Raw genomic sequence first — 22,438 nt, forward strand, 5'->3', positions numbered from 1 at the left:
GATAATCCCACTTTCAGATTCAATTTGAGGCGCAGCCCGTGGCTTCGCCGCCACTTTGCGAGCAGCATGAGCATCCATATCAAGAACGCCGACGATATCGCCCAAATGCGGGTAGCCTGCCGGCTGGCCTCCGAGGTCCTCGACTACATCACGCCCTTCGTCAAGCCGGGGGTCACCACCGGCGAACTCGACCGGCTGTGCCACGCGTATATGCGCGATGTGCAGGGCACGGTACCCGCGCCGCTGAACTATGCGCCGCCCGGCTACCCCCCCTTCCCCGGCGCCATCTGCACGTCGGTCAACGACGTGATTTGCCATGGCATCCCGGGCGAGCGCGTGCTGAAGTCCGGCGACGCGGTGAACCTCGACATCACCGTGATCACCAAGGAAGGCTACTACGGCGACACCAGCCGCATGTTCATTGTCGGTGAGGGCTCGATCCTGGCCAAGCGCCTGGCGCAGATCACCTTCGAATGCATGTGGAAGGGCATCGCCCAGGTGCGCCCCGGCGCTCGCCTCGGCGATATCGGCCATGTGATCCAGGTCCATGCGGAAGCGGCCGGCTATACCGTGGTGCGCGAGTACTGCGGCCATGGCATCGGCAAGAACTTCCACGAGGACCCGCAGATCCTGCACTACGGCCGCCCCGGCACCGGCATGGAAATCCAGGCCGGCATGATCTTCACGATCGAGCCGATGGTCAACGCCGGCAAGCGCGATATCCGCACCATGCCCGACCACTGGACCGTCAAGACGCGTGACCGCAGCCTGTCCGCGCAGTGGGAGCACACCATCCTGGTGACCGAGACCGGCTACGACGTCCTCACCGTCTCCGCGGGCACGCAGGCGCCGCCGTCGTTCGTCACTGATTCTGTTGCAGCCTGACGCTACGGGCGCCAAAGTTGGCGCCCTTCTTGTTTCAGCCGTCCCTTCGATGCCCCCAGCCCTAGCCATGGACGCCACCCCGGAAATCATCCTCGCCACCCGTGTTCGCGATCAGTTGAAAGCCGACAAGCAAGCCGTGTTCGCGGACTTCAACGCGCACGGCCATGTCGGCCACCTGCTGACGCGCCTGCGGCGCGCGGTCGATGCCGCGCTGGTCGAAGCCTGGCGCGGCCTGGGCCTGCCGGACGACAGCGCGCTGGTGGCGGTGGGCGGCTACGGGCGCGGCGAGCTGTTCCCGTTTTCCGATGTGGATGTGCTGCTGTTGCTGCCCTCGGAACCCGACGAGGACACCACCTCCAGGCTGGAGAAATTCATTGGCCTGTGCTGGGACCTGGGCCTTGAAATCGGCTCATCGGTGCGCACCGTGGACGACTGCATCCGCGAATCGCGCCAGGACGTGACGATCCAGACCTCCTTGCTGGAAGCGCGCCTGCTGACGGGCAACCGCAAGCTGTTTGCCGAGCTGCAGACGCGCTACCAGGCCGACCTGGACCCGCGCGCCTTCTTCCAGGCCAAGCTGCTGGAAATGCGCCAGCGCCACGCCAAGTACCAGGACACGCCCTACTCGCTCGAGCCCAACAGCAAGGAAAGCCCCGGCGGCCTGCGTGACCTGCAGGTGATCCTGTGGATGACCAAGGCCGCCGGGCTGGGCGACAGCTGGAAGGAACTGTTCGAGCGCGGGCTGCTGAGCGAGCGCGAAGCGCAGGAACTCGCCCGCAACGAGCGTCTGCTCAAGACCATCCGCGCGCGCCTGCACCTGGTGGCCGGGCGCCGTCAGGACGTGCTGGTGTTCGACCTGCAGACCGCGCTGGCCGAGGCCTTCGGCTACCGCCAGAACAATAACAAGCGCGCCAGCGAACAGCTGATGCGCCGTTACTACTGGGCAGCCAAGGCGGTCACACAGCTCAATATCGTGCTGCTGCTCAATATCGAGGCCATGTTGTTCCCGAGCGAATCCAAGGTGACGCGCGTCATCAACGAGCGCTTCGTGGAACGCCAGGGCATGCTCGAGATCACCAGCGACGATCTCTACGAGCGCGAGCCCCACGCCATCCTGGAAACCTTCCTGGTGTACGAGCGCACGCCGGGCGTCAAGGGCTTGTCGCCACGCACGCTGCGCGGCCTCTACAACGCCCGCACGGTGATGGACGCGAGCTGGCGCAACGATCCGGTGAACCGCCGCCTGTTCCTCGCCATCGTGCAGGAGCCGCAGGGCATCACCCACGCGCTGCGCCTGATGAACCAGACCAGCGTGCTGGGGCGCTACCTGATCAACTTCCGCCGTATCGTCGGGCAGATGCAGCACGACCTGTTCCACGTCTACACGGTGGACCAGCACATCCTGATGGTGGTGCGCAACATGCGCCGCTTCGCCATCGTCGAGCACACGCACGAGTTCCCCTTCTGCAGCCAGCTGATGGCCACCTTCGACCGCCCCTGGGTGCTGTGGGTGGCGGCGCTGTTCCACGACATCGCCAAGGGCCGCGGCGGCGATCACTCCAAGCTTGGCACGGCGGATGCGCGGCGCTTTTGCAAGCAGCACGGCATCGAGCGCGAAGATGCCGACCTGATCGCCTGGCTGGTCGAGCATCACCTGACCATGAGCCATGTCGCGCAAAAGCAAGACCTCACCGATGCGGACGTGATCCATGCCTTTGCTCGCGTGGTCGGCACCGAGCGCTACCTGACCGCGCTCTACCTGCTGACGGTGGCCGATATCCGCGGCACCAGCCCCAAGGTGTGGAACGCGTGGAAGGGCAAGCTGCTGGAAGACCTCTACCGCATCACGCTGCGCGTGCTGGGCGGCGCGCGCGTGGACCCGCACTCGCTGTGGGCGCAGCGCAAGGACGACACCATCGCGCAGCTGCGCCTCAAGGCCTTCGACCCGGAACTGGGCAAGCCATTGTGGGCCCAGCTCGACGTGGCCTTCTTCCTGCGCCACGACGCGCGCGACATCGCCTGGCTCACGCGGCACCTGTACAACAAGGTGGACAGCCCGGTGCCGGTGGTCAAGGCGCGCTTGTCGCCCGCGGGCGAAGGCCTGCAGGTGGCGGTCTACGTCAAGGACCAGCCCGACGTGTTCGCGCGCATCTGCGGCTATTTCGAGCGCAAGAGCTTCTCCATCCAGGAAGCCAAGATCCACACCACGCGCCACGGCTACGCGCTGGATACCTTCCAGGTGACCGACCCGGGCATCAGCAGCGACGCCAGCGGCAATTACCGCGACATCATCGCGCTGGTGGAGCATGAACTGGCCGAGCGCCTGCAGCAGCAAGGCGCGCTGCCGGAACCCGCCCAGGGGCGGTTGTCGCGCCAGTCGCGCAGCTTCCCGATCAAGCCGCGCGTGGACCTGCGCCCCGACGAACGCGGCCAGTACTACCTGCTTTCCTTGTCGGCCAACGACCGCACCGGCCTGCTGTACGCGATCTCCCGCGTACTGGCCAAACATCGCACCTCGGTGCATACCGCCCGCATCAATACGCTCGGCGAGCGGGTGGAAGACGTTTTCCTGGTCGATGGCAGCCGCCTCGCCTCGGATAACAAACTGCAGTTACAGCTTGAACAGGACCTGCTGGCGGCGCTGGCCATCTAGGCCGGACGCCCCACATAGAAGATATGACCGATAGCAATTCGCCCAAGCGCAAGACGCTGGGCATCAAGACCGCCGCGCCCGAGGGCAATGCCCGCAAACCCGCCGCCACCCGGCCGGTGCGGGTGTCCGACCTGAACCGCGGACGCGTGCGCGCCGTGGTCGACGGCATCAAGCAGGCACAGGAACGCGCCGGCGGCCGCAAAAAAGAGCAAGACGCTGGCCAGCGCCCGCCGCGCGGCCCGCGCACGGGCGAAGGCCAGGATCGACCCCGCCGCTTCGGCGGCGAAGGCAACGACCGCCCGCGCAATTTCGGTCCCGGCGAAGGCCAGGACCGTCCGCGCCGTTTCACCCCGGGTGAGGGCCAGGACCGGCCCCGCCGCTTTGCTGGCGAAGGCAATGACCGTCCGCGTCGTTTCGCCCCAGGCGAGGGCAACGATCGTCCGCGCCGCTTCAGCCCCGGCGAAGGCCAGGATCGGCCCCGCCGCTTTGGCGGCGACAACAACGACCGCCCGCGCAATTTCGGCTCCGGCGAAGGCCAGGACCGCCCGCGCCGTTTCACCCCGGGCGAAGGCCAGGATCGGCCCCGCCGCTTTGGCGGCGAAGGCAACGACCGTCCGCGCAATTTCGGCTCCGGCGAGGGCCAGGACCGTCCGCGCCGTTTCACCCCGGGCGAAAGCCAGGATCGACCCCGCCGCTTTGGCAGCGAAGGCAACGACCGCCCGCGCAATTTCGGCTCCGGCGAGGGCCAGGACCGGCCGCGCCGTTTCACCCCGGGCGAAGGCCAGGATCGACTCCGCCGCTTTGCTGGCGAAGGCAATGACCGTCCGCGGCGTTTTGCCCCAGGCGAGGGCCAGGACCGTCCCCGCCGCTTTGCCGGTGAAGGCAATGATCGTCCACGCAATTTCGGCCCGGGCGAAGGCAACGATCGTCCGCGCCGCTTCAGCCCCGGCGAAGGCCAGGACCGGCCGCACCGCTTTGCCGGCCAGGGCGACGACCGCCCTCGCCGCCCCGCTCACGGTGGTGACAATGACCGTCCGCGCCGCGCCGGCGATGCCAGCCAGCGCGACTACCAGGGCGGCGCCCGTGCGGAGCGTACGGAACGTGCCGCACCCGTACAGAACGCGCCCCAGCCCAGTTCCGATGGCCTGGTGCGCCTGTCCAAGCGGATGTCGGAACTCGGCCTGTGCTCGCGCCGCGAAGCCGATGAATGGATTCCGCGCGGCTGGGTGCTGGTCGACGGCCAGCCCGTCACCGAACTGGGCTCGCGCATCAGCCCGGACGCCAATATCGAGATCCACCAGGCTGCACGCTCCGAGCAAGGCGAACGCGTGACCGTGCTGCTGCACAAGCCGGTCGGTTACGTGTCGGGCCAGGCCGAAGATGGCTACGAGCCCGCCGCCGTGCTGTTCGCGCCGGAAAACCAGTGGGAGCTGGACCCCACCCGCAAGCGCTTTGCCCCGTGGCAGCGCAAGAGCCTGGCACCTGCCGGCCGGCTCGACATCGACTCCACCGGCCTGCTGGTGCTGACCCAGGACGGCCGCGTTGCGCGCCACCTGATCGGTGAGGATTCGACCGTCGAGAAGGAATACCTGGTGCGGGTGAGCTGGGATTCGCCGGAAGGCCTGGTCGAGCGCGACATCTCGCACGTGTTCCCGGTGGAACTGATCGAGAAGCTGCGCCACGGCCTGTCGCTGGATGGCGAGGCGCTCAAGCCGGCCAAGGTGAGCTGGCAGAACGAGGAGCAATTGCGCTTCGTCCTGCGCGAAGGCAAGAAGCGCCAGATCCGCCGCATGTGCGAACAGGTTGGCCTGCGGGTCGTGGGCCTGAAGCGCGTGCGCATGGGCCGCATCGTGCTGGGCGACCTGCCGGTGGGCCAGTGGCGCTTCCTCGGCGCCTTCGAGAAGTTCTGAGCGCCGGGCCAAGAAGCAAGCTGGTGGCCGCCATGGCCACCAGCGCGCACCTGCCGAGCCGCATACCCACCGGCTCAATCGCGTGATGCCACGCGCCGCGCCATTGCCAGGCGCATAGCACTCGACACCCTGGCACCACCTGCCCGGTATGGCCGCCGGGACAAACCCAGCGGCCTCGCATAGCCAATGCCTCAAGCCATGCCGCAAGCGGGCGCCCTGCCCTGCGCCAATCGCTTCACAGCTGCGGCGCACGGCAAGCCGCGCCGTCCGCATTGGCCGTCTCCGCCAGCCCGAACACTGCCTTGGCGCCGCATTGCGAGCCAAACATCTGGTGCTGGTTGTGCCCGACGCCAACCACCTCGAACGCCTGGTGACGCACCGGTGGACGCTGGCTGCCCATCGGCGCGGCAAGGTACTGCGCATAGCGCAGGTAGCCGCGTGCGCGCTCCAGCCGGGTCGGCCCTTCGGCCTCGGCACCGCAGGCCTTGTCGAGCACGCGGTGGTTGGGGTCGTTATCTTCTGAGCCCACAAGGTAGGTCACCTGGCGCTGGAGATAGCGGCGGAACAGCGCATCGCCGGTCGCGCCGCGCGCATAGGGCACCATGTCGCGCATGCCGTAGCGGTATTTGTCATAGTCCGCGCAAATAGCCGTGTCATAGGGCGCAAAGCCCTTGCCGCGTGGGCGCTCCGGCGTGAAATACAGATATGACGAAGGATTCGCCACGACGTAGCGCAGATCGATGCCGCCCGCGCGGATACGCTCATCGACATTGTTCAGCACCGCATAGCGATGCACCAGCTGCGCGCCACCCGAGTGGCCGGCCACCGTCACGCGGGTCACCGCGGGAAAACGGGCCTTGTTGGTCACCATGCCGACGAGATCGTCCAGCACCTGCAGCGAGCTGACCGAGAACGGCGGGTTGACCGCATCCTCCCCGCTCATCCAGCCCTGCACGCTCCATATCGGCATGCCGTCGAAATGCTTGCCCTTGGCCGCATCCGGCGTGCCGGGAAAGTTCGGCGCGATGAGCAGCACCTCGTCGGGATTGCGCCCGGTTTGCTTGAGCAACGCCGCGCCGGCCGCGAAGTAGTCGTCGCCGTTACGCTGCAGCCCGTGCTGGACGAAGATCACCTCGCGAATGCCGCGCAGGTCCGCGTCCAGCGGATGGTTGGCGTAGACCGGAAAATCATAGGCGCCAGCGCCGGTGCCGAGCCTGACCCGCTGCCATTGGAGCGCGGCAGCTTGCGGCACCGTACCGGGTGCCGGTGCGGCCTGCTTCGCGCTCGCGGCACTGTCCGCGCCTGGGGCGGCGCAGCCAAACTGGGCCGCCGCGGCTAGCGCAATCAGTGCGATCGATGCGCAACGCGCAAGGCGAAGTGTCTTCATATCCTGTCTCCCGGTGCTCGATGCGCCGCCGCCTGGGGCGCGCGCCCGTGTTTTCGTTCGTAAAGCCGTATCATCCTAGGCTGCCGCGACCCGGATGTAAAATATATGCCACATAGGAAATGCATATCGAAAACATATGCTTTCTGCAGCTTCCGGCCCGCAAGGACACCATGGAACTGAGACACCTTCGCTACTTTCTCGCGGTAGCCGAAACCGGCCACATCACGCGCGCCGCCGAGCAGCTCGGCATCCAGCAACCTCCGCTGTCGCAACAGTTGAAGGCGCTAGAGACGGAGCTGGGCGTGATCCTGTTCGAGCGCCAGCCGCGCGGTGTGGCGCTGACCGCCGCAGGGCGCGCGCTGCGTACCGACGCGCTAGACATCTTCGCGCGCCTGGACCAGACGCGCCAGCGCATGCAGCGCATGGCGCGCGGCGAGGAAGGCATGCTATCGGTCGGATTCACCAGCTCGGCAGCCGCGCATAAGCTGACGCCCGAGGTCCTGCGCGCCTGCCGCCGCCGCTTTCCCGGCATCGCGCTCAAGCTCAGCGAGAACAACGCCGCCGAGGTCATCGAGCAACTCACCGCGGGCACGCTCGATGTCGCACTGCTGCGCGCGCCGGTGGGACGCCCCGAAGGCCTGCGCTTCGAGTTGCTGCTGGAAGAGGAAATGGTGATTGCGCTGCCGCTGGACCATCCGCTGCTGCGCAAGCGCGGCGCGCCAGCCCACGCAGCAGCCCAGGAAACCATCTCGCTGCGCGCGCTGGCAGGCGATGCGTTCATCCTGGTGCGGCGCCCGGGCGCGCCGGGCATGTATGGCGATCTGCTAAAGGTGTGCGAGCGGCTGGGCTTCACGCCGCGCGTGGGCGCGGAAGTCGAGCGCATGCTGAGCAACCTGAACCTGGTGGCCGCCGGCGCCGGCGTGACCGTGGTACCGGCCTCGATGGCCGGGCTCAACCCGCACGGCGTGGCTTACCGCCGCATGGAAGAAGCCGACCAGCTGCGCGCGCCGCTGACGCTGGCTTACCGGGAGCGAGACGACAATCCTGCCTGCGCGGCGCTGGTCGCCCTGACCCACCGCATCGCGGCACGCCATCGCCGCCAGGGCGATCGCTGATCAGCCGTCGCCGGTCGGTCGTCGCGGGTCAGTCGTCGCGGGTCAGTCGTCGCTATTGGGAGGCAGCTCGGGGAACAGCACATCGGTAAAGCCGAAGCGCGTGAAGTCCTTCACCCGCATGGGATAGAGGATGCCCTGCAGGTGGTCGCATTCATGCTGCACCACGCGTGCGTGGAAATCCTCGGCAACGCGCTCGATGCGCCCGCCCATCACGTCAAAGCCGGTGTACTTCAGGCGCGTGAAACGCGGCACCACCCCGCGCAGCCCCGGCACCGACAGGCAGCCCTCCCAGGCTTCATCCTGCTCCTCGCCAAGCGGCGTCAGCTCGGGATTGATCAGTACCGTCTTGGGCACGGTGGGGGCGTCGGGATAGCGCGGATTGCGGTCGAAGCCGAAGATCACCACCTGCAGGTCCACGCCGATCTGCGGCGCGGCCAGGCCAGCACCGTTGGCGTGATCCATGGTGTCGAACATATCGTCGATCAGGATGCGCAATTCGGGCGTGTTGAAGCGCGTGACAGGGCGCGCTACCTGCAGCAGGCGCGGGTCGCCCATCTTGAGAATGTCACGGATCATGCTTGATCTCCGGTATTGAGCTCGGCCAGCAAGGCCAGCAAGGCGGCCTCGTCCAGCACGGGCACGCCGAGCGCCTCGGCCTTTTCCAGTTTGCTGCCGGCTTCCGCGCCAGCCACCACATAGTCGGTCTTCTTCGACACCGAGCCGGCCACCTTGGCGCCGGCCGCTTCCAGCTTTTCCTTGGCATCTTCGCGCGACAGCGTGGGCAGCGTGCCAGTCAGCACGAACGTCTTGCCGGCCAGCGGCGCGGGCGCGGCGCGCTCCGCCGGCTCGCTTTCCGGCCAGTGCACGCCGGCGGCACGCAGTTGCTCGATGACTTCCACATTGTGCGGCTCGGCCAGGAAGTTGGCGATGGATTGCGCCACCACCGGCCCCACGTCGTTGACCTCGAGCAGGGCAGCCTCGTCGGCGGCCAGCAGCCCATCGAGCTTGCCGAAATGCCTGGCCAGGTCCTTGGCCGTCGCTTCTCCCACATGGCGGATGCCTAGCGAGAAGATAAAGCGGTTGAGCGTGGTCTCGCGCGACGCCTCGATGGCTGCCACCAGGTTGGTGGCCGACTTGTCGGCCATCCGGTCCAGCGCGGCCAGCTTGGCGACGCCGAGCTTGTAGAGATCGGCCGGCGTGTGCACGATCGCCATGTCGACCAGTTGCTCGACCACCTTGTCGCCCAGGCCTTCGATATCCATGGCGCGGCGCTGCGCGAAATGCAGCAGCGCCTGCTTGCGCTGTGCCGCGCAGATCAGCCCGCCAGTGCAGCGCGCGATCACCTCGCCTTCCAGCTTCTCGATGTGCGATCCGCACACCGGGCATGCGGTGGGCATGACGAAGGCGCGTGCGTCGGCTGGCCGGCGCTCCGGCACCACCGCTACCACTTCGGGAATCACGTCGCCGGCGCGCCGCACGATCACGGTATCGCCGATATGCACGTCCTTGCGGCGGATTTCGTCCTCGTTGTGCAGCGTGGCATTGGTCACCGTCACGCCGCCCACGAACACCGGTGCCAGCCGCGCTACCGGCGTGATGGCGCCGGTGCGGCCGACCTGCACTTCGATGTCCTCGACCACCGTGGTCATTTCCTGGGCCGGGAACTTGTGTGCCAGCGCGAAGCGCGGCGCGCGCGACACGAAGCCAAGGCGCTCCTGCTCGGCCAGCGCGTTGACCTTGTACACCACGCCGTCGATGTCATAGGGCAACGCCGCACGCCGCTCGCCCACTGAGCGATAGAAGCTCAGCAAGCCGTCCGCACCCCGCACGACTTCGCGCTCCGCGCAGACCGGCATGCCAAGCCCGGCGAACCAGTCGAGCATGGCGCTGTGCGTCTCGGGACGCGGCGCGCCTTGCAGCTCACCCAGCCCGTAGGCGAAGAACGACAACGGACGCTTGGCGGTGATGCGCGGATCCAGCTGGCGCAGGCTGCCGGCGGCGGCATTGCGCGGATTGACGAAGGTCTTTTCCCCGGCCTCGGCCTGCCGCGCATTGAGCTTGTCGAATTCGCGGCGATACATGAAGACTTCCCCGCGCACTTCCAGCACCGCCGGCAAGGCCTCAGCCTCACCGCGCAAGCGCAGCGGAATCGCCTTGATGGTGCGCACGTTGACGGTCACGTCCTCGCCGGTCTCGCCGTCGCCGCGGGTGGCGGCCTGCACCAGCCGGCCAGCCTCATAGCGCAAGGACATGGCCAGGCCATCGAACTTCAGCTCGCAGGCATACTCCACCGCCTCGGCGGCGGCAAACAGGTCGGCCGTGCCCTCGGCGGGGGCGGCACGCCCCAGCCCCTGCGCGCAACGACGGTCGAAGGCCAGCACATCCTCGTCCTCGAAGCCGTTGTTGAGCGACAGCATCGGGATGGCGTGGCGTACCGTATCGAAGGCCGATAGCGGCTGGCCGCCCACGCGCTGCGTGGGCGACTCAGGGGTCAGCAATTCGGGATGCCTGGCCTCGATGTCCTGCAATTCGCGGAACAGCGCGTCGTACTCGGCATCGGGCACCGACGGCGCATCGAGGACGTAGTACTGGTAATTGTGGCGCTCCAGCTCGGCGCGCAGCCAGTCGGCGCGCGCGGCGGGAGAATCGCTGACAGGCGCGGGGGCTTGCGCCGCCGCACCTTCTGGTTTGGTGCTCATGCTGAAAGACTGAATCCGTTGTCGTCGTTATCGTCGATGCCGAACTGGCGTATCAGAGACTGAACAAACGTAGCGCCACCGGCGAGCCCGCGGGCATGCCGCGGGCTTCCAGCTTGTCGTAGAGTGTTTGCAACTGGCCGAAGATGGCGACGAAGGACGATTCGCTCAACGGCCGCATGTTGTCGTCGACCAGTTGCGCGCCCATGCGCTGCGCCAGGCTGTAGCCGTACTCGCAGACGGTCTTGAACGGCTTGGTCGCCTGCGCCGCGGACGGCACATCGAGCAGCAGCGTGATCTGGCGGCCGGCCTTGGCCGTGAGGTCATCGCGCAGGAAGTTGGTATCGCCGAACTGCAGCGTAAACAGCGCCCGCTGCACGCCCTCGGCATTGGCCTGATAGCGCGTGAAGCGAGTGCCGTCGCGCGACAGGACCAGCCCGTCCTGCGTCGCCACCGTCTGCACATAGGCGGCCGACCACGGCGCACCGTCGGAAATCACGTTGACGCCAAGCTGCACATCGCAACTGGCGGCAAACGCATCCAGCTCGCGGCCGTTTGCGACCGTCTCGGTCATGTCGGGCAGTTCGGCCGAGGCGTCGAGCGCTTCGGCCAGCGCTTCCACCGCATTGACGAACTCCGAAAACTCCAGCGCATTGAGCGCGCCGCCGCGGTTGGCAAGCTGCACCGCTACCTGCAGGTCTTCGTACTGATGGCCGGCGGTGACCGGCTCCCAGGCATTGGCTTCGCTGCGCAGGCCTTCGATATGCACCTGCTTGGTTCCCGCACGGCGCAGGCGGCCAGTGAGCGGCAGGATGCGATCGCCCGAGCTTTTGCGCTCCAGGTGCAGCGGCACGATGCAGTCGATCAGCGGATCGATGACGGCCGGCGTTGGCTGGCCGTCGAGCGCGACGGGCTCTGGCTGCGCTGCCTGGGCAGGCGCGGCCTCTTGCCTGGGCTTTATCGGTTCGGTGCGTTCTGCGTGTTCTGCATGTTCCGCATCTTCTTCATGGTCCGCGGCGTCATACGATTCGGCGAGCCCGGCAGACCCTGCCTGCTCGCCATGCACGGGCTTGCCGGCAGCCGCATGGGCCGAGGACGGCGCTGCGGCGATGGCAACTTCATCCGCCAGGGCTTCGTCGGCATCGGCCGAGCTCGCGGCCATGCCTGCCGCCACGGCGGCGGCATCCAGCGGCGAAGCCGACAACGTGGGCTCGCGCCGCTCGACGTGATGCTCGGGCAATGGCTCGTGCAGCCTGGCGCTGACTTCCGGCTTGACCACCGGGCTTACCACCGGCTCGCGCATCGGCGGCAGGTCATCTTCGGGCTGCAGCGCGCGCGGGCGGCGCGCCTTGCGGATCTGCCACTGGTTGTAGGCGACTACCAGCAGCAGCAGGACAATGCCTGCAACGATCAGGGCGGTCTGGAGCGTCATGCTGCCTCCGCCATCGAGAGCGCTGCGTCCATATCCACGGCGACGATACGCGATACACCTTGCTCTTGCATCGTCACGCCAATCAACTGGTGTGCCATTTCCATTGCGATTTTATTGTGGGAAATGAAGACGAACTGGGTCTTGTCCGACATGCGCGCCACCATATTGGCGTAGCGCTCCGTATTGGCATCGTCCAGCGGCGCGTCCACCTCGTCGAGCAAGCAGAACGGCGCCGGGTTGAGCTGGAACATGGCGAACACCAGCGCGATGGCCGTCAGGGCCTTCTCACCGCCCGACAGCAGGTGGATGGTGGAGTTCTTCTTGCCCGGCGGCTGCGCCATCACCTGCACGCCGGCGTCGAGGATTTCGTCGCCGGTCATGATCAGCTTGGCTTGCCCGCCACCGAACAGCGACGGGAACAGCTCGCCGAAGTGATGGTTGACCTGGTCGAAGGTCCCTTGCAGCATCGCGCGGGTTTCCTGGTCGATCTTGTGGATCGCGTCTTCCAGCGTGGTGATGGCGTCGATCAGGTCGGCCGACTGCGCATCGAGGAAGGTCTTGCGCTCGCGCGCCGCCGCCAGTTCGTCCAGCGCGGCCATGTTCACCGGCCCGAGCGCGTTGATGGCGTTGTTCAGGCGGGTGACCTCACCCTGCAGGTAGGAGGGCTTGAGATCGGGCGTGAGCTTCTCGGCCAGCGCGGCCTCGTCCACCTCGGCGGTCGTCAGTTGCTCGCTGAACTGCTCCTGGTTCAGGCGCGCGGCCTGTTCCTTCAGCTGGTACTCGGTGATGCGGTCGCGCAGCGGCTGCAGGCTGCGCTCGGCGGCCAGGCGCTGGTCGTCGTACTGGCGCAACTGCGCCGACAGCGCGTCCAGCTCGGTGCGGGCGAGCTGGAGTTTTTCTTCCTTCTCGGCACGGCGCTCCAGCGCTTCCTGCAGGCCGGTGTGGGCGGTCTGCTCATTGATGGTTTCCAGCTCGACACGGGCATCTTCCAGCGACTGGGCAAGACGCTCTGACTGGTCGCCCGCGGTCTGGATATTGCGGCGCAGCTCGTCGATGCGGTTAGCCAGGTTGCGCTCGGCGAACAGCGCTTCCTGCGCCGCGCGCTCGAAGTCGCGCAGCTGGTGCCGCGCCGATGACAGCTTGCTATCCAGCGCCTCGAAGGCCATCTGGTGGTCTTCGTGCGTGGACTGCATCTCGGCCAGCGCGGCGTCGTGCTGCTCGAAGCTGGCTTCGGACTCTGCGCGGATGGCGCGCTGCTCTTCGATCTGCGCGGCGATTTCGGCCAGTTCCTCACGGATCTGGCCACTGCGCGCGGCGTAGCGCTCCATGGCCTGCGACAGCTTGAGCACATCCATCTGCAGCGCGTGCACGCGCCGCGTGGCCTGCTCGCTGCGTCCGCGGGCCTCGGTGAGCGCGGCGCTGGCCTGGGTGTAGGCTGCTTCGGCGCGGACCGCCTGGCTCTTGGCTTCGTCGGACAGCAGCAACTGGGCGCGCGCCTGCTTCTGCAGGTTTTCGATTTCCTGCTCGCGGGCCAGCATGCCGGCCTGTTCGGAATCGGCTGCATAGAGGTGGACCGAGCTACGGCCCACCAGGTGGCCCTCGGCCACGACGAACGACGCGCCTTCCGGCAGCGTGGCGCGCTGGGCCAGCGCCGACGCCATGTCGGTCGCGGTGTAGATATCGGCCAGCCAGTCCTGCATCACGGCCCGGATGCCGGGCTCGGTGATCTGCACCAGCGCCATCAGCGGACGCATGCCGGCGGGGGTTTCCTGCGGGCGCGCGGCCGGCGGCGGCGAGTAGAAAGCCAGCTTGGCGGGCGGCGCGTCGGACAGGAAGGACTTGATCCAGTCCAGGTTGGAGACTTCGAGCGCACCGAGCTTTTCGCGCAGCACGGATTCCAGCGCGCTTTCCCAGCCCGGCTCGATATGGAGCTTTTTCCACAGGCGCGGCAACTCGGCCAGGCCGTGCTTGGCCAGCCAGGGCTGCACCTTGCCTTCGGTCTGCACGTTTTCCTGCAACTGCTTTAGCGCGGCCAGGCGCGCTTCCAGCGCCCCGATCGCCGCAGCCTCGCGCTGCACGCGTTCCTGCGCGCTGCGGCGCTCGCCGTCCAGGCGCGGCACGCGCTCGGCGGAGTCAGCCAGGATGGCCTGCGCCTCTTCCAGCACGGCTTCCTGCTCGGCCAGCTCGGCGCGTTGCTCTTCCAGGCGGGTTTCATCGGGGCGGTCCAGCCCCTTTTCTTCCCCGGACAAGCGCTCGCGGCGTTGCTCCAGCTGCTGCAGCATCTGGTCGGCGCTGCGCTGCTGCGCGGCCTCCAGCTTGAGCGCCTGCTCAGCCTGCATGATGCTGGCGCGCTGCTCGTTGGACAGCACCTGGGCATCGCGCCACTGGGCTTCCAGCGTGGGCAGCTCATCGGTCTTGTGCGCGACGGCCTCCTGGGCTTCGATGGTGCGGCCTTCGGCCACCGCCAGCTCTTCCTCGGCCTGCGCCAGGGCATCGGTAGCCTGCTCGGCCTTGCCCTGCCACTGCTCGCGCTGCGCCGTCAGTGCGGCGATCTGTGCCTGCACCCGGTTGCGCGACTCCACCACATAGCGGATCTCGGCCTCGAGCTTGCTGACTTCGGCATTGGCCTCGTACAAGCCGCCCTGCGCGGTGTGCATATTGTCCGACGCCGCGTAATGCGCGGCGCGCATGGTCTCGAGCTCGGCCTCGACGTGGCGCAGTTGCGCGGTTTGCGCTTCCAGGTCGATCTGTGCCTGCTCGATGGCCCGCGTGTGCCGCTCCTGCTCGGCCTGGGCCTCGCGCTTGCGCAGCAGCCACAGCAGGTGCTGCTTTTCCTCGCCATCGGCCTGCAAGGTCTTGAAGCGCTGGGCCACTTCGGCCTGCCCCTCGAGCTTGTCCAGGTTGGTGCCGAGCTCGCGCAGGATGTCTTCCACGCGGGTCAGGTTCTCGCGCGTGTCGGACAGGCGGTTTTCGGTTTCGCGGCGGCGTTCCTTGTACTTGGACACCCCCGCGGCTTCTTCCAGGAAAATCCGCATGTCATCGGGCTTGGCCTCGATGATGCGCGAGATCATGCCCTGCCCGATGATGGCGTAGGCGCGCGGCCCCAGGCCGGTGCCCAGGAAGATGTCCTGGATATCGCGGCGGCGCACGGCCTGGTTGTTGATGTAGTAGGAGGACGTGCCGTCGCGGGTCAGCACCCGCTTGACGGCGATCTCGGCGTATTGGCTCCATTGCCCGCCGGCGCGCCCCTCAGGGTTGTCGAACACCAGTTCGACGCTGGCGCGGCCAGCTTGTTTGCGCGCGGTGGAGCCATTGAAGATCACATCCTGCATGGACTCGCCGCGCAGTTCGGAGGCGCGCGACTCGCCCAGCACCCAGCGCACCGCATCGATGATGTTCGATTTGCCGCAGCCGTTGGGACCGACGATGCCGACCAGTTGGCCGGGCACTTGAAAATTGGTGGGATCGACGAAGGACTTGAAGCCCGCCAGCTTGATCGAGGACAGTCGCACGGTTGGTCGTGGGGTATCTAGCGTAATGCAGCGTTCAGGAGAGCCGGGCCCCAACGAGAAGCGGGGCCGACGCGTGCCGCTTGCGCCCCATGCCTTCTCTCTTGTGCCCGATAGATGGCGCTAATCATACCATCGCGCCTTCGGCGTCCGGGCGCTTTCCGGGCTAAGCGCGAGCCATTTCCACAGGGGGTTTGAGCCGTTTCCGATACACCCCGTGCGGTTCACGCCCCACACTTGCGGCGATGCTGCCATGCGGCGAAAGACCACCACCCTGCGCTTGACGTCGTCGCCCTTCTTGGCGCCGGCGGGAAACTTCCAAGGGTTAGTGCTAGTCTCTTATTGTCAGCGTGATCCTTGAGGCCCATTGCACCCGCCGCCCCGTCACCGGCGCAATGGCTGCCACCGGCCAACGCGGAGCCCGGCTTCGCGACCCTTCTGGGAGTGTCCAGCATGACCGCCTTCTCACCGGCGATATCAGACAGCAGCTTGCCCGGCCACAATGCCGGGAATGTGGTCAAAACGCCGCCATGGTCCTTGGGCGACATCGATTTCCAGGCTATCGACACCGCCCTTGTCCGGGCCGATCGGGAGTTGTTCTACCTGCTGGTGTCGGCCTCCTTTGTCGAAAGCGGCTCGGACACGTACGCCGGCAACCTGGCCAGCTACTACGCCGCCAATCCCGAGGCTTCCGGCTGGCTGTCCGACCACTGGGAGGCGGAGGAGCTGCAGCACGGCCTGGCCCTGCGGCGCTACGTGGAACATGTCTGGCCCGAGTTCGACTGGCAGCGCGGCTATGCGCGGTTCTTCGAGGAGTACCGCCATACCTGCTCGATCGACAAATTCGAGCCCACGAAAGCCCTCGAGATGGCCGCGCGCTGCGTGGTCGAGACTGGCACCGCGGCCCTCTACCGCTCCCTGGAGCAAGCCAGCGACGAGCCGGTGCTGCGCAACCTGACGCGGCGCATCGCCGATGACGAGGTACGCCACTACAAGCACTTCTACCGCTACTTCAACACCTTCAACGGCGTGGAACGGCTCGGCCGCCTGCGTGTACTGGGTGCCTTGGTGCGCCGCTTGCTGGAAATCAAGAACGAAGACGCGGAGATCGCGCTGCGCAACGTGCTGCGCATCGAGCGCGGCACCGAGGATATCCCGCAACGGGACGTGCGCAAGCTCAACTCCCGGGTAAGCGCCGTGATCCGGCGCAACCTGCCGATCGAGATGACGGTCAAGATGCTGCTGCGCCCGCTGCACCTGCATGCCGGCGTGGAGCGCGCCATCCGCAAGCCGCTGGTAGCGGTGGTGTCGCGGGCGATGCTCTATTGAGGCGCGGCGCCAGCTATTGCGGCTGCAGTGCCTGGTCCGCCGCACCGGCGGCAGTGCCGGCGCGGCGCGCCTTGGTGCGGTGCACCAGCCCCGACAAGGCGCCAGCCGCAACGATGCACAGGCCGCCGGCGGCCTCCTTCCAGCTCAGCGTCTCGGTCGCCAGCCACCACGACGACACTGCCGCGATCACGATCTCGAACAGCATCAGCAGCGATACCCGGTTGGCCGGCAGGCGCTGCAGCCCGTACTGGACCACCGAATTGCTCAGCACCAGCGTGGCGGCAAGACCCAGCATCAGCGCCACGCCGCCCCAGCCAATCACCGGCGCCAGCGCCACGCCGCCCGGCTCCAGCAACAGCGCGCACGGCAGGCCGACCGCGGTGCAGCCCACGTAGACCATCACGGTGCGCAGGCGCGCATCCATCTCCGGGTAAAGCTGGCCGGCCCGGCGCGACAGCACATTGTTGACGGCAAACCCCATGCCGCCGATCAGGCCGGACCATTCCGCCGCGTGCGTGGGCAGCGGCAGGCCCACTTCCGGCGTCCACAACATCAGCCCCGCGCCAAACAGCGCCAGCACCACCAGCAGCAAGCCGGATGCGGACAGTTTCTCGCCCAGGAAGACGCGGGCAAACAAGGCAGTCCATACCGGCGTCAGGTAGAACAGCAGCAACACCCGCATCACATGGCCGTTGACGCTGCCCCATACAAAGCCGGCGTTGGTCACGCCCGCCGCCAGCCCGATCGCCACGAACAGCCAAGACCAGCGCAGGCCGCCCAGGTGGCGGGCGAAGGCCACCAGAGCGATCAGCGCGGCCATGGCACTCACCAGCGCGGCTGCCGTCATGCCGCCCAGCCCCCAGCCGGCGAGCACCCGATAGGGGAACCAGGCGATGCCCCAGACCGAGGCGCCCAGCAGGATGGACAAGGTGGATTTGAAGGCATGCGGGTCGGCCGGGGCCGAAGCGGTGGAAGTTGCGGGCAGATTGCTCATGGGAAAACGGTTAAGGCTGCCACTTGGGCAGCCAGTCAGCATTCGGTATCGGAAATCACCACGGGGCGACCGGGGCCGCTCGGGACAGCCGGGAATAGCCAGGGACAAGCCGGCGCGCCGCGCCGCCAGAGCCCGGCCGGCACGCGGGAATGCCCGGCAATCCTTTATAATGACCGGCTTTGAGCTTGGCCCCACCGGCCTGAACCTGATCGTGAATCCCCGCCTCGACCTGCTCCAGCCCTATCCGTTCGAGAAACTGCGCGCGCTGCTGGCTGACGTCAAACCAAACGGCGCGCTGCCCGCGATCAGCTTCGGCATCGGCGAACCCAAGCACCCCACGCCCGAATTCATCAAGACAGCGCTGTCGAACGCGCTGCAAGGGCTGGCGAATTATCCCACAACGGCCGGATCGGATGCACTACGACAGTGCATGGCCGCATGGATCCAGCGCCGCTACAACCTGCCGGCGGTCAATGCAGCCACCCAGGTGCTGCCGGTCACCGGCTCGCGCGAGGCCTTGTTCGCCTTCGCCCAGACCGTGGTCGACGCCAGCCAGCCCGGCGCGCTGGTGCTGTGCCCCAACCCGTTCTATCAGATCTATGAAGGCGCGGCGCTGCTGGCCGGCGCCACGCCGGTGTTCGCCAACAGCGATCCGGCGCGCAACTTCGCGCCCGCTTTCGACCGCATCAGCGCCGAGACCTGGGCCAAGGTGCAACTGGTCTTTGTGTGCTCCCCGGGCAACCCGACCGGCGCCGTGCTGTCGCTGGAAGACTGGCGCGAGCTGTTCGCGCTGTCCGACCGCCATGGCTTCGTGATCGCCTCGGACGAGTGCTACTCCGAGATCTACTTCAAGGAAGGCGAGCCGCCGCTGGGCGCGCTGGAAGCCGCGCACAAGCTGGGCCGCGCCGAAGGCGCACATCCCTTCGAGCGCCTGATGATGTTCTCCAGCCTGTCCAAGCGCTCCAACGTGCCGGGACTGCGCTCGGGCTTCGTGGCCGGCGATGCCGCCCTGCTGAAGAAATTCCTGCTATACCGTACCTATCACGGCGGCGCCATGAACCCGGCGGTGCAGACCGCCAGCGTGGCGGCCTGGAACGACGAGGCCCATGTGCGCGACAATCGCGCCGCCTACGTGCGCAAGTTTGCCGAGGTCACGCCGATGCTGGCCGAGGTGCTGGACGTGGCCTTGCCCGATGCCGGCTTCTACCTGTGGGCGGATGTCTCGCGCACCGGCCTGTCCGACACCGAGTTCGCCGCGCGGCTGCTGGCCGAGCAGAACGTCACCGTGCTGCCGGGCAGCTACCTGGCACGCGAGGCCGATGGCATCAACCCGGGCGCCAACCGCGTGCGCATGGCGCTGGTGGCCACGCCCGAGGAATGCCTGGAAGGCGCGCGCCGCATCGTCGCCTTCTGCAAGTCGCTGGGCTGAAACCCGCGGACGCGGACAAAGTGCGCCGAAGCGCACACACCGTATTTTGTTGTAGACAACGATCAACCACTGAAAACACGCATATGACGCAAGCACTGCAAGCCCTGATCGACCAGGCATGGGAAGACCGCGCAAGCCTCTCGCCCAAGTCCGCCCCCAACGACATCCGCGAAGCCGTGGCCAATGTGATCGGCCAGCTCGACACCGGCGCCCTGCGCGTGGCCGAGAAGCAAGGCAAGGAATGGGTTGTCAACCAGTGGATCAAGAAGGCCGTGCTGCTGTCGTTCCGCCTGGAAGACAACGCGCCGATGTCCGCAGGCGGCTTCGCCCAGTTCTACGACAAGGTGCCGACCAAGTTCGCCAACTGGACCGCTGACGACTTCGCCAAGGGCGGCTTCCGCGTGGTGCCCCCGGCGGTCGCCCGCCGTGGCTCGTTCATCGCCAAGAACGCCGTGCTGATGCCTTCGTACGTCAACATCGGCGCCTATGTCGATGAAGGCACCATGGTCGACACCTGGGCCACCGTCGGCTCGTGCGCCCAGATCGGCAAGAACGTCCACCTGTCCGGCGGCGTCGGCATCGGCGGCGTGCTCGAGCCGCTGCAGGCCAACCCGGTCATCATCGAAGACAACTGCTTCATCGGCGCGCGCTCGGAAGTGGTCGAAGGCGTGATCGTGGAAGAAAACTCGGTGATCTCGATGGGCGTGTACCTCGGCCAGTCGACCAAGATCTATGATCGCGAAACCGGCGAGATCCACTACGGCCGCGTGCCGGCTGGCTCGGTGGTGGTGGCGGGCAACCTGCCCTCCAAGGACGGCAAGTACAGCCTGTACTGCGCCGTGATCGTCAAGAAGGTGGACGCGCAGACCCGCGCCAAGACCAGCCTGAACGACCTGCTGCGCGGCGACTGATCTCGCCCGCCGCATCGAGGGGAGCGCCCCTGGCCCGCAAGCGTGCGCGTGCACGGCCGGTCTGAACCGGAATGCCGGATCGGAACGCTAACGCTCCCCTCACCCCTTTGCCCGCTCTCCAACGGTTCCCGCTCAATGGATACCGCCGCCGGCCGCCGCTGGCCCGCCCTTCGCAAGCGACTCATGGCCCTGGACCCGACCACTGTCACCACCGTTCTCTCGCTGCTGCCCACGATCCTCGAACAGGCCAACAAGACCATCGAGAAGATCAAGAAGGGCAAGCGCCGCGATGGCAGCGCCGACGTGCCTGGCCCGGACACGCGCGACCCTGCCGCGCGCATTGCGGACCTGGAAAACGCCGCCATGCAGCAGGCCGAGGCCGTCAAGCTGCTGGCCGAACAACACGCCATCACCATCGAAGCCCTGCGCCGCGAAGCCGCACGGCTGGATCGCCGCCTGCGCCTGATGACCGGCGTGGCCATGGCCGGCTTTGCGCTCGGGCTTGCCGGCCTGGTGGTCGCCCTCAACCTTTTGCTGCGCTAGCCAGACCGGCCGGCCCCGCGTTTCTCCGCTCATCGCCATGACTGTCCTGCTCTACGGCATTCCCAACTGCGATACCGTCAAGAAAGCCCGCACCTGGCTGGAATCCAATGGTGTGGATTACACCTTCCACGACTTCAAGAAGCAAGGCGTGGACGAAGCCATGCTGCGCGGCTGGCTCGCGCATGTGCCGCTCGCCACCCTGCTCAACCGCAAAGGCACAACCTGGCGCGCGCTGTCCGACGCGGACAAGGCGCTTGCGGAACAGGAAGCCGGCGCGATTGCGCTGATGCAGCAAAGCCCGTCGCTGATCAAGCGGCCGGTGCTGGCCCACAAGGGCAGCGTCAGCGTAGGGTTTTCGCCGGATAATTACGCCAGCCTTTTTTAAGCCCGATGGCAGCGCCAGGACATGCGCGCTGCCAGGACGCAAGACTCGAACCATGCCCCCCCGCCGGACGCCGGCGCCACGTGCCTCCTCGCTGCCACCATGAACCCCACCCTCGCCCTCACCGAAGACCTGATCCGCCGCCGCTCCGTCACGCCCGCCGATGAAGGCTGCCAGGCCGTGCTGGAAACCCGCCTGAAAGCGCTGGGCTTCGCCTGCGAAGCCATCGTCAGCGGCCCGGACGACTTCCGCGTGACCAATCTGTGGGCCGTCAAGCGCGGCACGCGCGGCCAGGACGGCAAGCTGCTGGCCTTTGCCGGCCACACCGACGTGGTGCCCACGGGCCCGCTGGAGCAATGGGGCTCCGACCCCTTCCTGCCCAGCCACCGCGACGGCAAGCTGTACGGCCGCGGCGCCGCCGACATGAAGACCTCCATCGCTGGCTTCGTGGTAGCGGTCGAAGAATTCGTGCAGGCCCACCCGGACCACACCGGCTCGATCGCCTTCCTGATCACCAGCGATGAGGAAGGCCCCGCGCACGACGGCACCGTCAAGGTGGTCGAAGCGCTGAAGGCGCGCGGCGAGCGGCTCGATTACTGCGTGATCGGCGAGCCTACCTCCGTCGACACGCTCGGCGACATGGTCAAGAACGGCCGGCGCGGCTCGCTCTCGGGCAAGCTCACCGTCAAGGGTGTGCAAGGCCATATCGCCTACCCGCATCTGGCCAGGAACCCCATCCACCTGGCCGCGCCCGCATTGACCGATCTGGTGAACGAGCGCTGGGACGAAGGCAACGAGTACTTCCCCGCCACCAGCTGGCAGATGTCGAATATCCACGGCGGCACCGGCGCCACCAACGTGATCCCCGGCCATGTCACTGTCGATTTCAATTTCCGCTTCTCCACCGCCAGCACGCCCGACGGCCTGAAGGCGCGCGTGCATGCCATCCTGGACCGCCACCAGCTAGACTACGACCTGGACTGGACCCTGGGCGGCGAGCCCTTCCTGACCGCGCGCGGCGATCTTTCCGACGCGCTGGCTGGCGCCATCGCGGCGGAAACGGGCATCAAGACCGAGCTGTCCACCACCGGCGGCACCTCGGATGGCCGCTTTATCGCCAAGATCTGCCCGCAGGTGATCGAATTCGGGCCGCCCAATGCAAGCATCCACAAGATCGACGAGCACGTGGAAGTGCGATTTATCGAACCCCTCAAGAACATTTACCGTGGCGTGCTGGAACGCCTGATCGCCTGATCGCCGCGG

Annotated in this window: 16 protein-coding genes; 10 read left to right on the forward strand and 6 right to left on the reverse strand. The window is 67.1% G+C overall.

From position 1 onward, the window contains the following. The first annotated feature begins 24 nt into the window (after positions 1–24). The 3 genes from map (at position 25) to F7R26_RS10360 (ending at position 5,448) form a co-directional block, all read left to right on the forward strand. The gene (gene map, locus F7R26_RS10350; RefSeq protein ID WP_277820340.1) at positions 25–885 is read left to right on the forward strand and encodes a type I methionyl aminopeptidase; all 861 of its coding nucleotides are present in this window, start codon (positions 25–27) and stop codon (positions 883–885) included. A 67-nt stretch (positions 886–952) separates the two neighbouring features. After that, positions 953–3,538 (forward strand): [protein-PII] uridylyltransferase, encoded by a 2,586-nt coding sequence (locus F7R26_RS10355; RefSeq protein WP_150983682.1) that lies wholly within the window; start codon positions 953–955, stop codon positions 3,536–3,538. A gap of 23 nt (positions 3,539–3,561) precedes the next feature. After that, positions 3,562–5,448 (forward strand): pseudouridine synthase, encoded by a 1,887-nt coding sequence (locus tag F7R26_RS10360; protein WP_150983496.1) that lies wholly within the window; start codon positions 3,562–3,564, stop codon positions 5,446–5,448. Between the two features lie 235 nt (positions 5,449–5,683). Here F7R26_RS10360 and F7R26_RS10365 read toward each other — a convergent pair whose 3' ends face one another. Next, positions 5,684–6,835: a hypothetical protein gene (locus tag F7R26_RS10365; RefSeq protein WP_150983497.1), complete on the reverse strand. Its 1,152-nt coding sequence runs from the start codon at positions 6,833–6,835 to the stop codon at positions 5,684–5,686. Positions 6,836–7,005: 170 nt separating this feature from the next. On the opposite strand from F7R26_RS10365, the gene F7R26_RS10370 reads away from it, so the two are divergent. After that, positions 7,006–7,950 carry a LysR family transcriptional regulator gene (locus F7R26_RS10370; protein ID WP_150983498.1) on the forward strand — a complete coding sequence of 315 codons (945 nt, stop codon included), beginning with the start codon at positions 7,006–7,008 and terminating at the stop codon, positions 7,948–7,950. 42 nt (positions 7,951–7,992) lie between these two features. On the opposite strand, the gene def is transcribed toward F7R26_RS10370, so the two are convergent. From def to smc, 4 genes are read right to left on the reverse strand one after another with little or no spacing between them, the layout of a single operon-like run. Next, a complete protein-coding gene (gene def, locus F7R26_RS10375; protein WP_150983499.1) occupies positions 7,993–8,526 on the reverse strand; it encodes a peptide deformylase in 534 nt (177 codons plus the stop codon). Continuing rightward, positions 8,523–10,649, reverse strand: a complete 2,127-nt coding sequence (ligA, locus tag F7R26_RS10380; RefSeq protein ID WP_150983500.1) for an NAD-dependent DNA ligase LigA — start codon at positions 10,647–10,649, stop codon at positions 8,523–8,525. Before ligA ends, def begins: the two co-directional genes overlap by 4 nt. Before the next feature lie 52 nt (positions 10,650–10,701). Continuing rightward, entirely contained in the window at positions 10,702–12,078 is a 1,377-nt protein-coding gene (locus F7R26_RS10385) for a cell division protein ZipA C-terminal FtsZ-binding domain-containing protein (RefSeq protein WP_150983501.1), read from the reverse strand. After that, a complete protein-coding gene (gene smc / locus F7R26_RS10390) occupies positions 12,075–15,590 on the reverse strand; it encodes a chromosome segregation protein SMC (RefSeq protein WP_150983502.1) in 3,516 nt (1,171 codons plus the stop codon). Before smc ends, F7R26_RS10385 begins: the two co-directional genes overlap by 4 nt. A gap of 450 nt (positions 15,591–16,040) precedes the next feature. Here smc and F7R26_RS10395 point away from each other — a divergent pair, with 450 nt between their 5' ends. Next, the gene (locus tag F7R26_RS10395) at positions 16,041–16,916 is read left to right on the forward strand and encodes a ferritin-like domain-containing protein (RefSeq protein ID WP_338404681.1); all 876 of its coding nucleotides are present in this window, start codon (positions 16,041–16,043) and stop codon (positions 16,914–16,916) included. Between the two features lie 13 nt (positions 16,917–16,929). On the opposite strand, the gene F7R26_RS10400 is transcribed toward F7R26_RS10395, so the two are convergent. Continuing rightward, positions 16,930–17,910 carry a DMT family transporter gene (locus tag F7R26_RS10400; RefSeq protein WP_150983503.1) on the reverse strand — a complete coding sequence of 327 codons (981 nt, stop codon included), beginning with the start codon at positions 17,908–17,910 and terminating at the stop codon, positions 16,930–16,932. 211 nt (positions 17,911–18,121) lie between these two features. On the opposite strand from F7R26_RS10400, the gene dapC reads away from it, so the two are divergent. From dapC to dapE, 5 genes are all read left to right on the forward strand, one after another. After that, on the forward strand, positions 18,122–19,339 hold the full coding sequence (gene dapC / locus F7R26_RS10405) for a succinyldiaminopimelate transaminase (RefSeq protein WP_150983684.1): 1,218 nt from the start codon (positions 18,122–18,124) through the stop codon (positions 19,337–19,339). 83 nt (positions 19,340–19,422) lie between these two features. Further along, positions 19,423–20,250, forward strand: a complete 828-nt coding sequence (gene dapD / locus F7R26_RS10410; RefSeq protein ID WP_150983504.1) for a 2,3,4,5-tetrahydropyridine-2,6-dicarboxylate N-succinyltransferase — start codon at positions 19,423–19,425, stop codon at positions 20,248–20,250. Between the two features lie 183 nt (positions 20,251–20,433). Next, the gene (locus tag F7R26_RS10415; protein ID WP_193692056.1) at positions 20,434–20,793 is read left to right on the forward strand and encodes a hypothetical protein; all 360 of its coding nucleotides are present in this window, start codon (positions 20,434–20,436) and stop codon (positions 20,791–20,793) included. 37 nt (positions 20,794–20,830) lie between these two features. Continuing rightward, complete coding sequence (locus F7R26_RS10420) at positions 20,831–21,178, forward strand: ArsC family reductase (protein ID WP_150983508.1); 348 nt, start codon at positions 20,831–20,833, stop codon at positions 21,176–21,178. 99 nt (positions 21,179–21,277) lie between these two features. Continuing rightward, a complete protein-coding gene (gene dapE, locus F7R26_RS10425; protein ID WP_150983510.1) occupies positions 21,278–22,429 on the forward strand; it encodes a succinyl-diaminopimelate desuccinylase in 1,152 nt (383 codons plus the stop codon). Positions 22,430–22,438 lie beyond the last annotated feature (9 nt).

The organism is Cupriavidus basilensis (assembly GCF_008801925.2).
Taxonomy (GTDB): Bacteria; Pseudomonadota; Gammaproteobacteria; order Burkholderiales; family Burkholderiaceae; genus Cupriavidus; species Cupriavidus basilensis.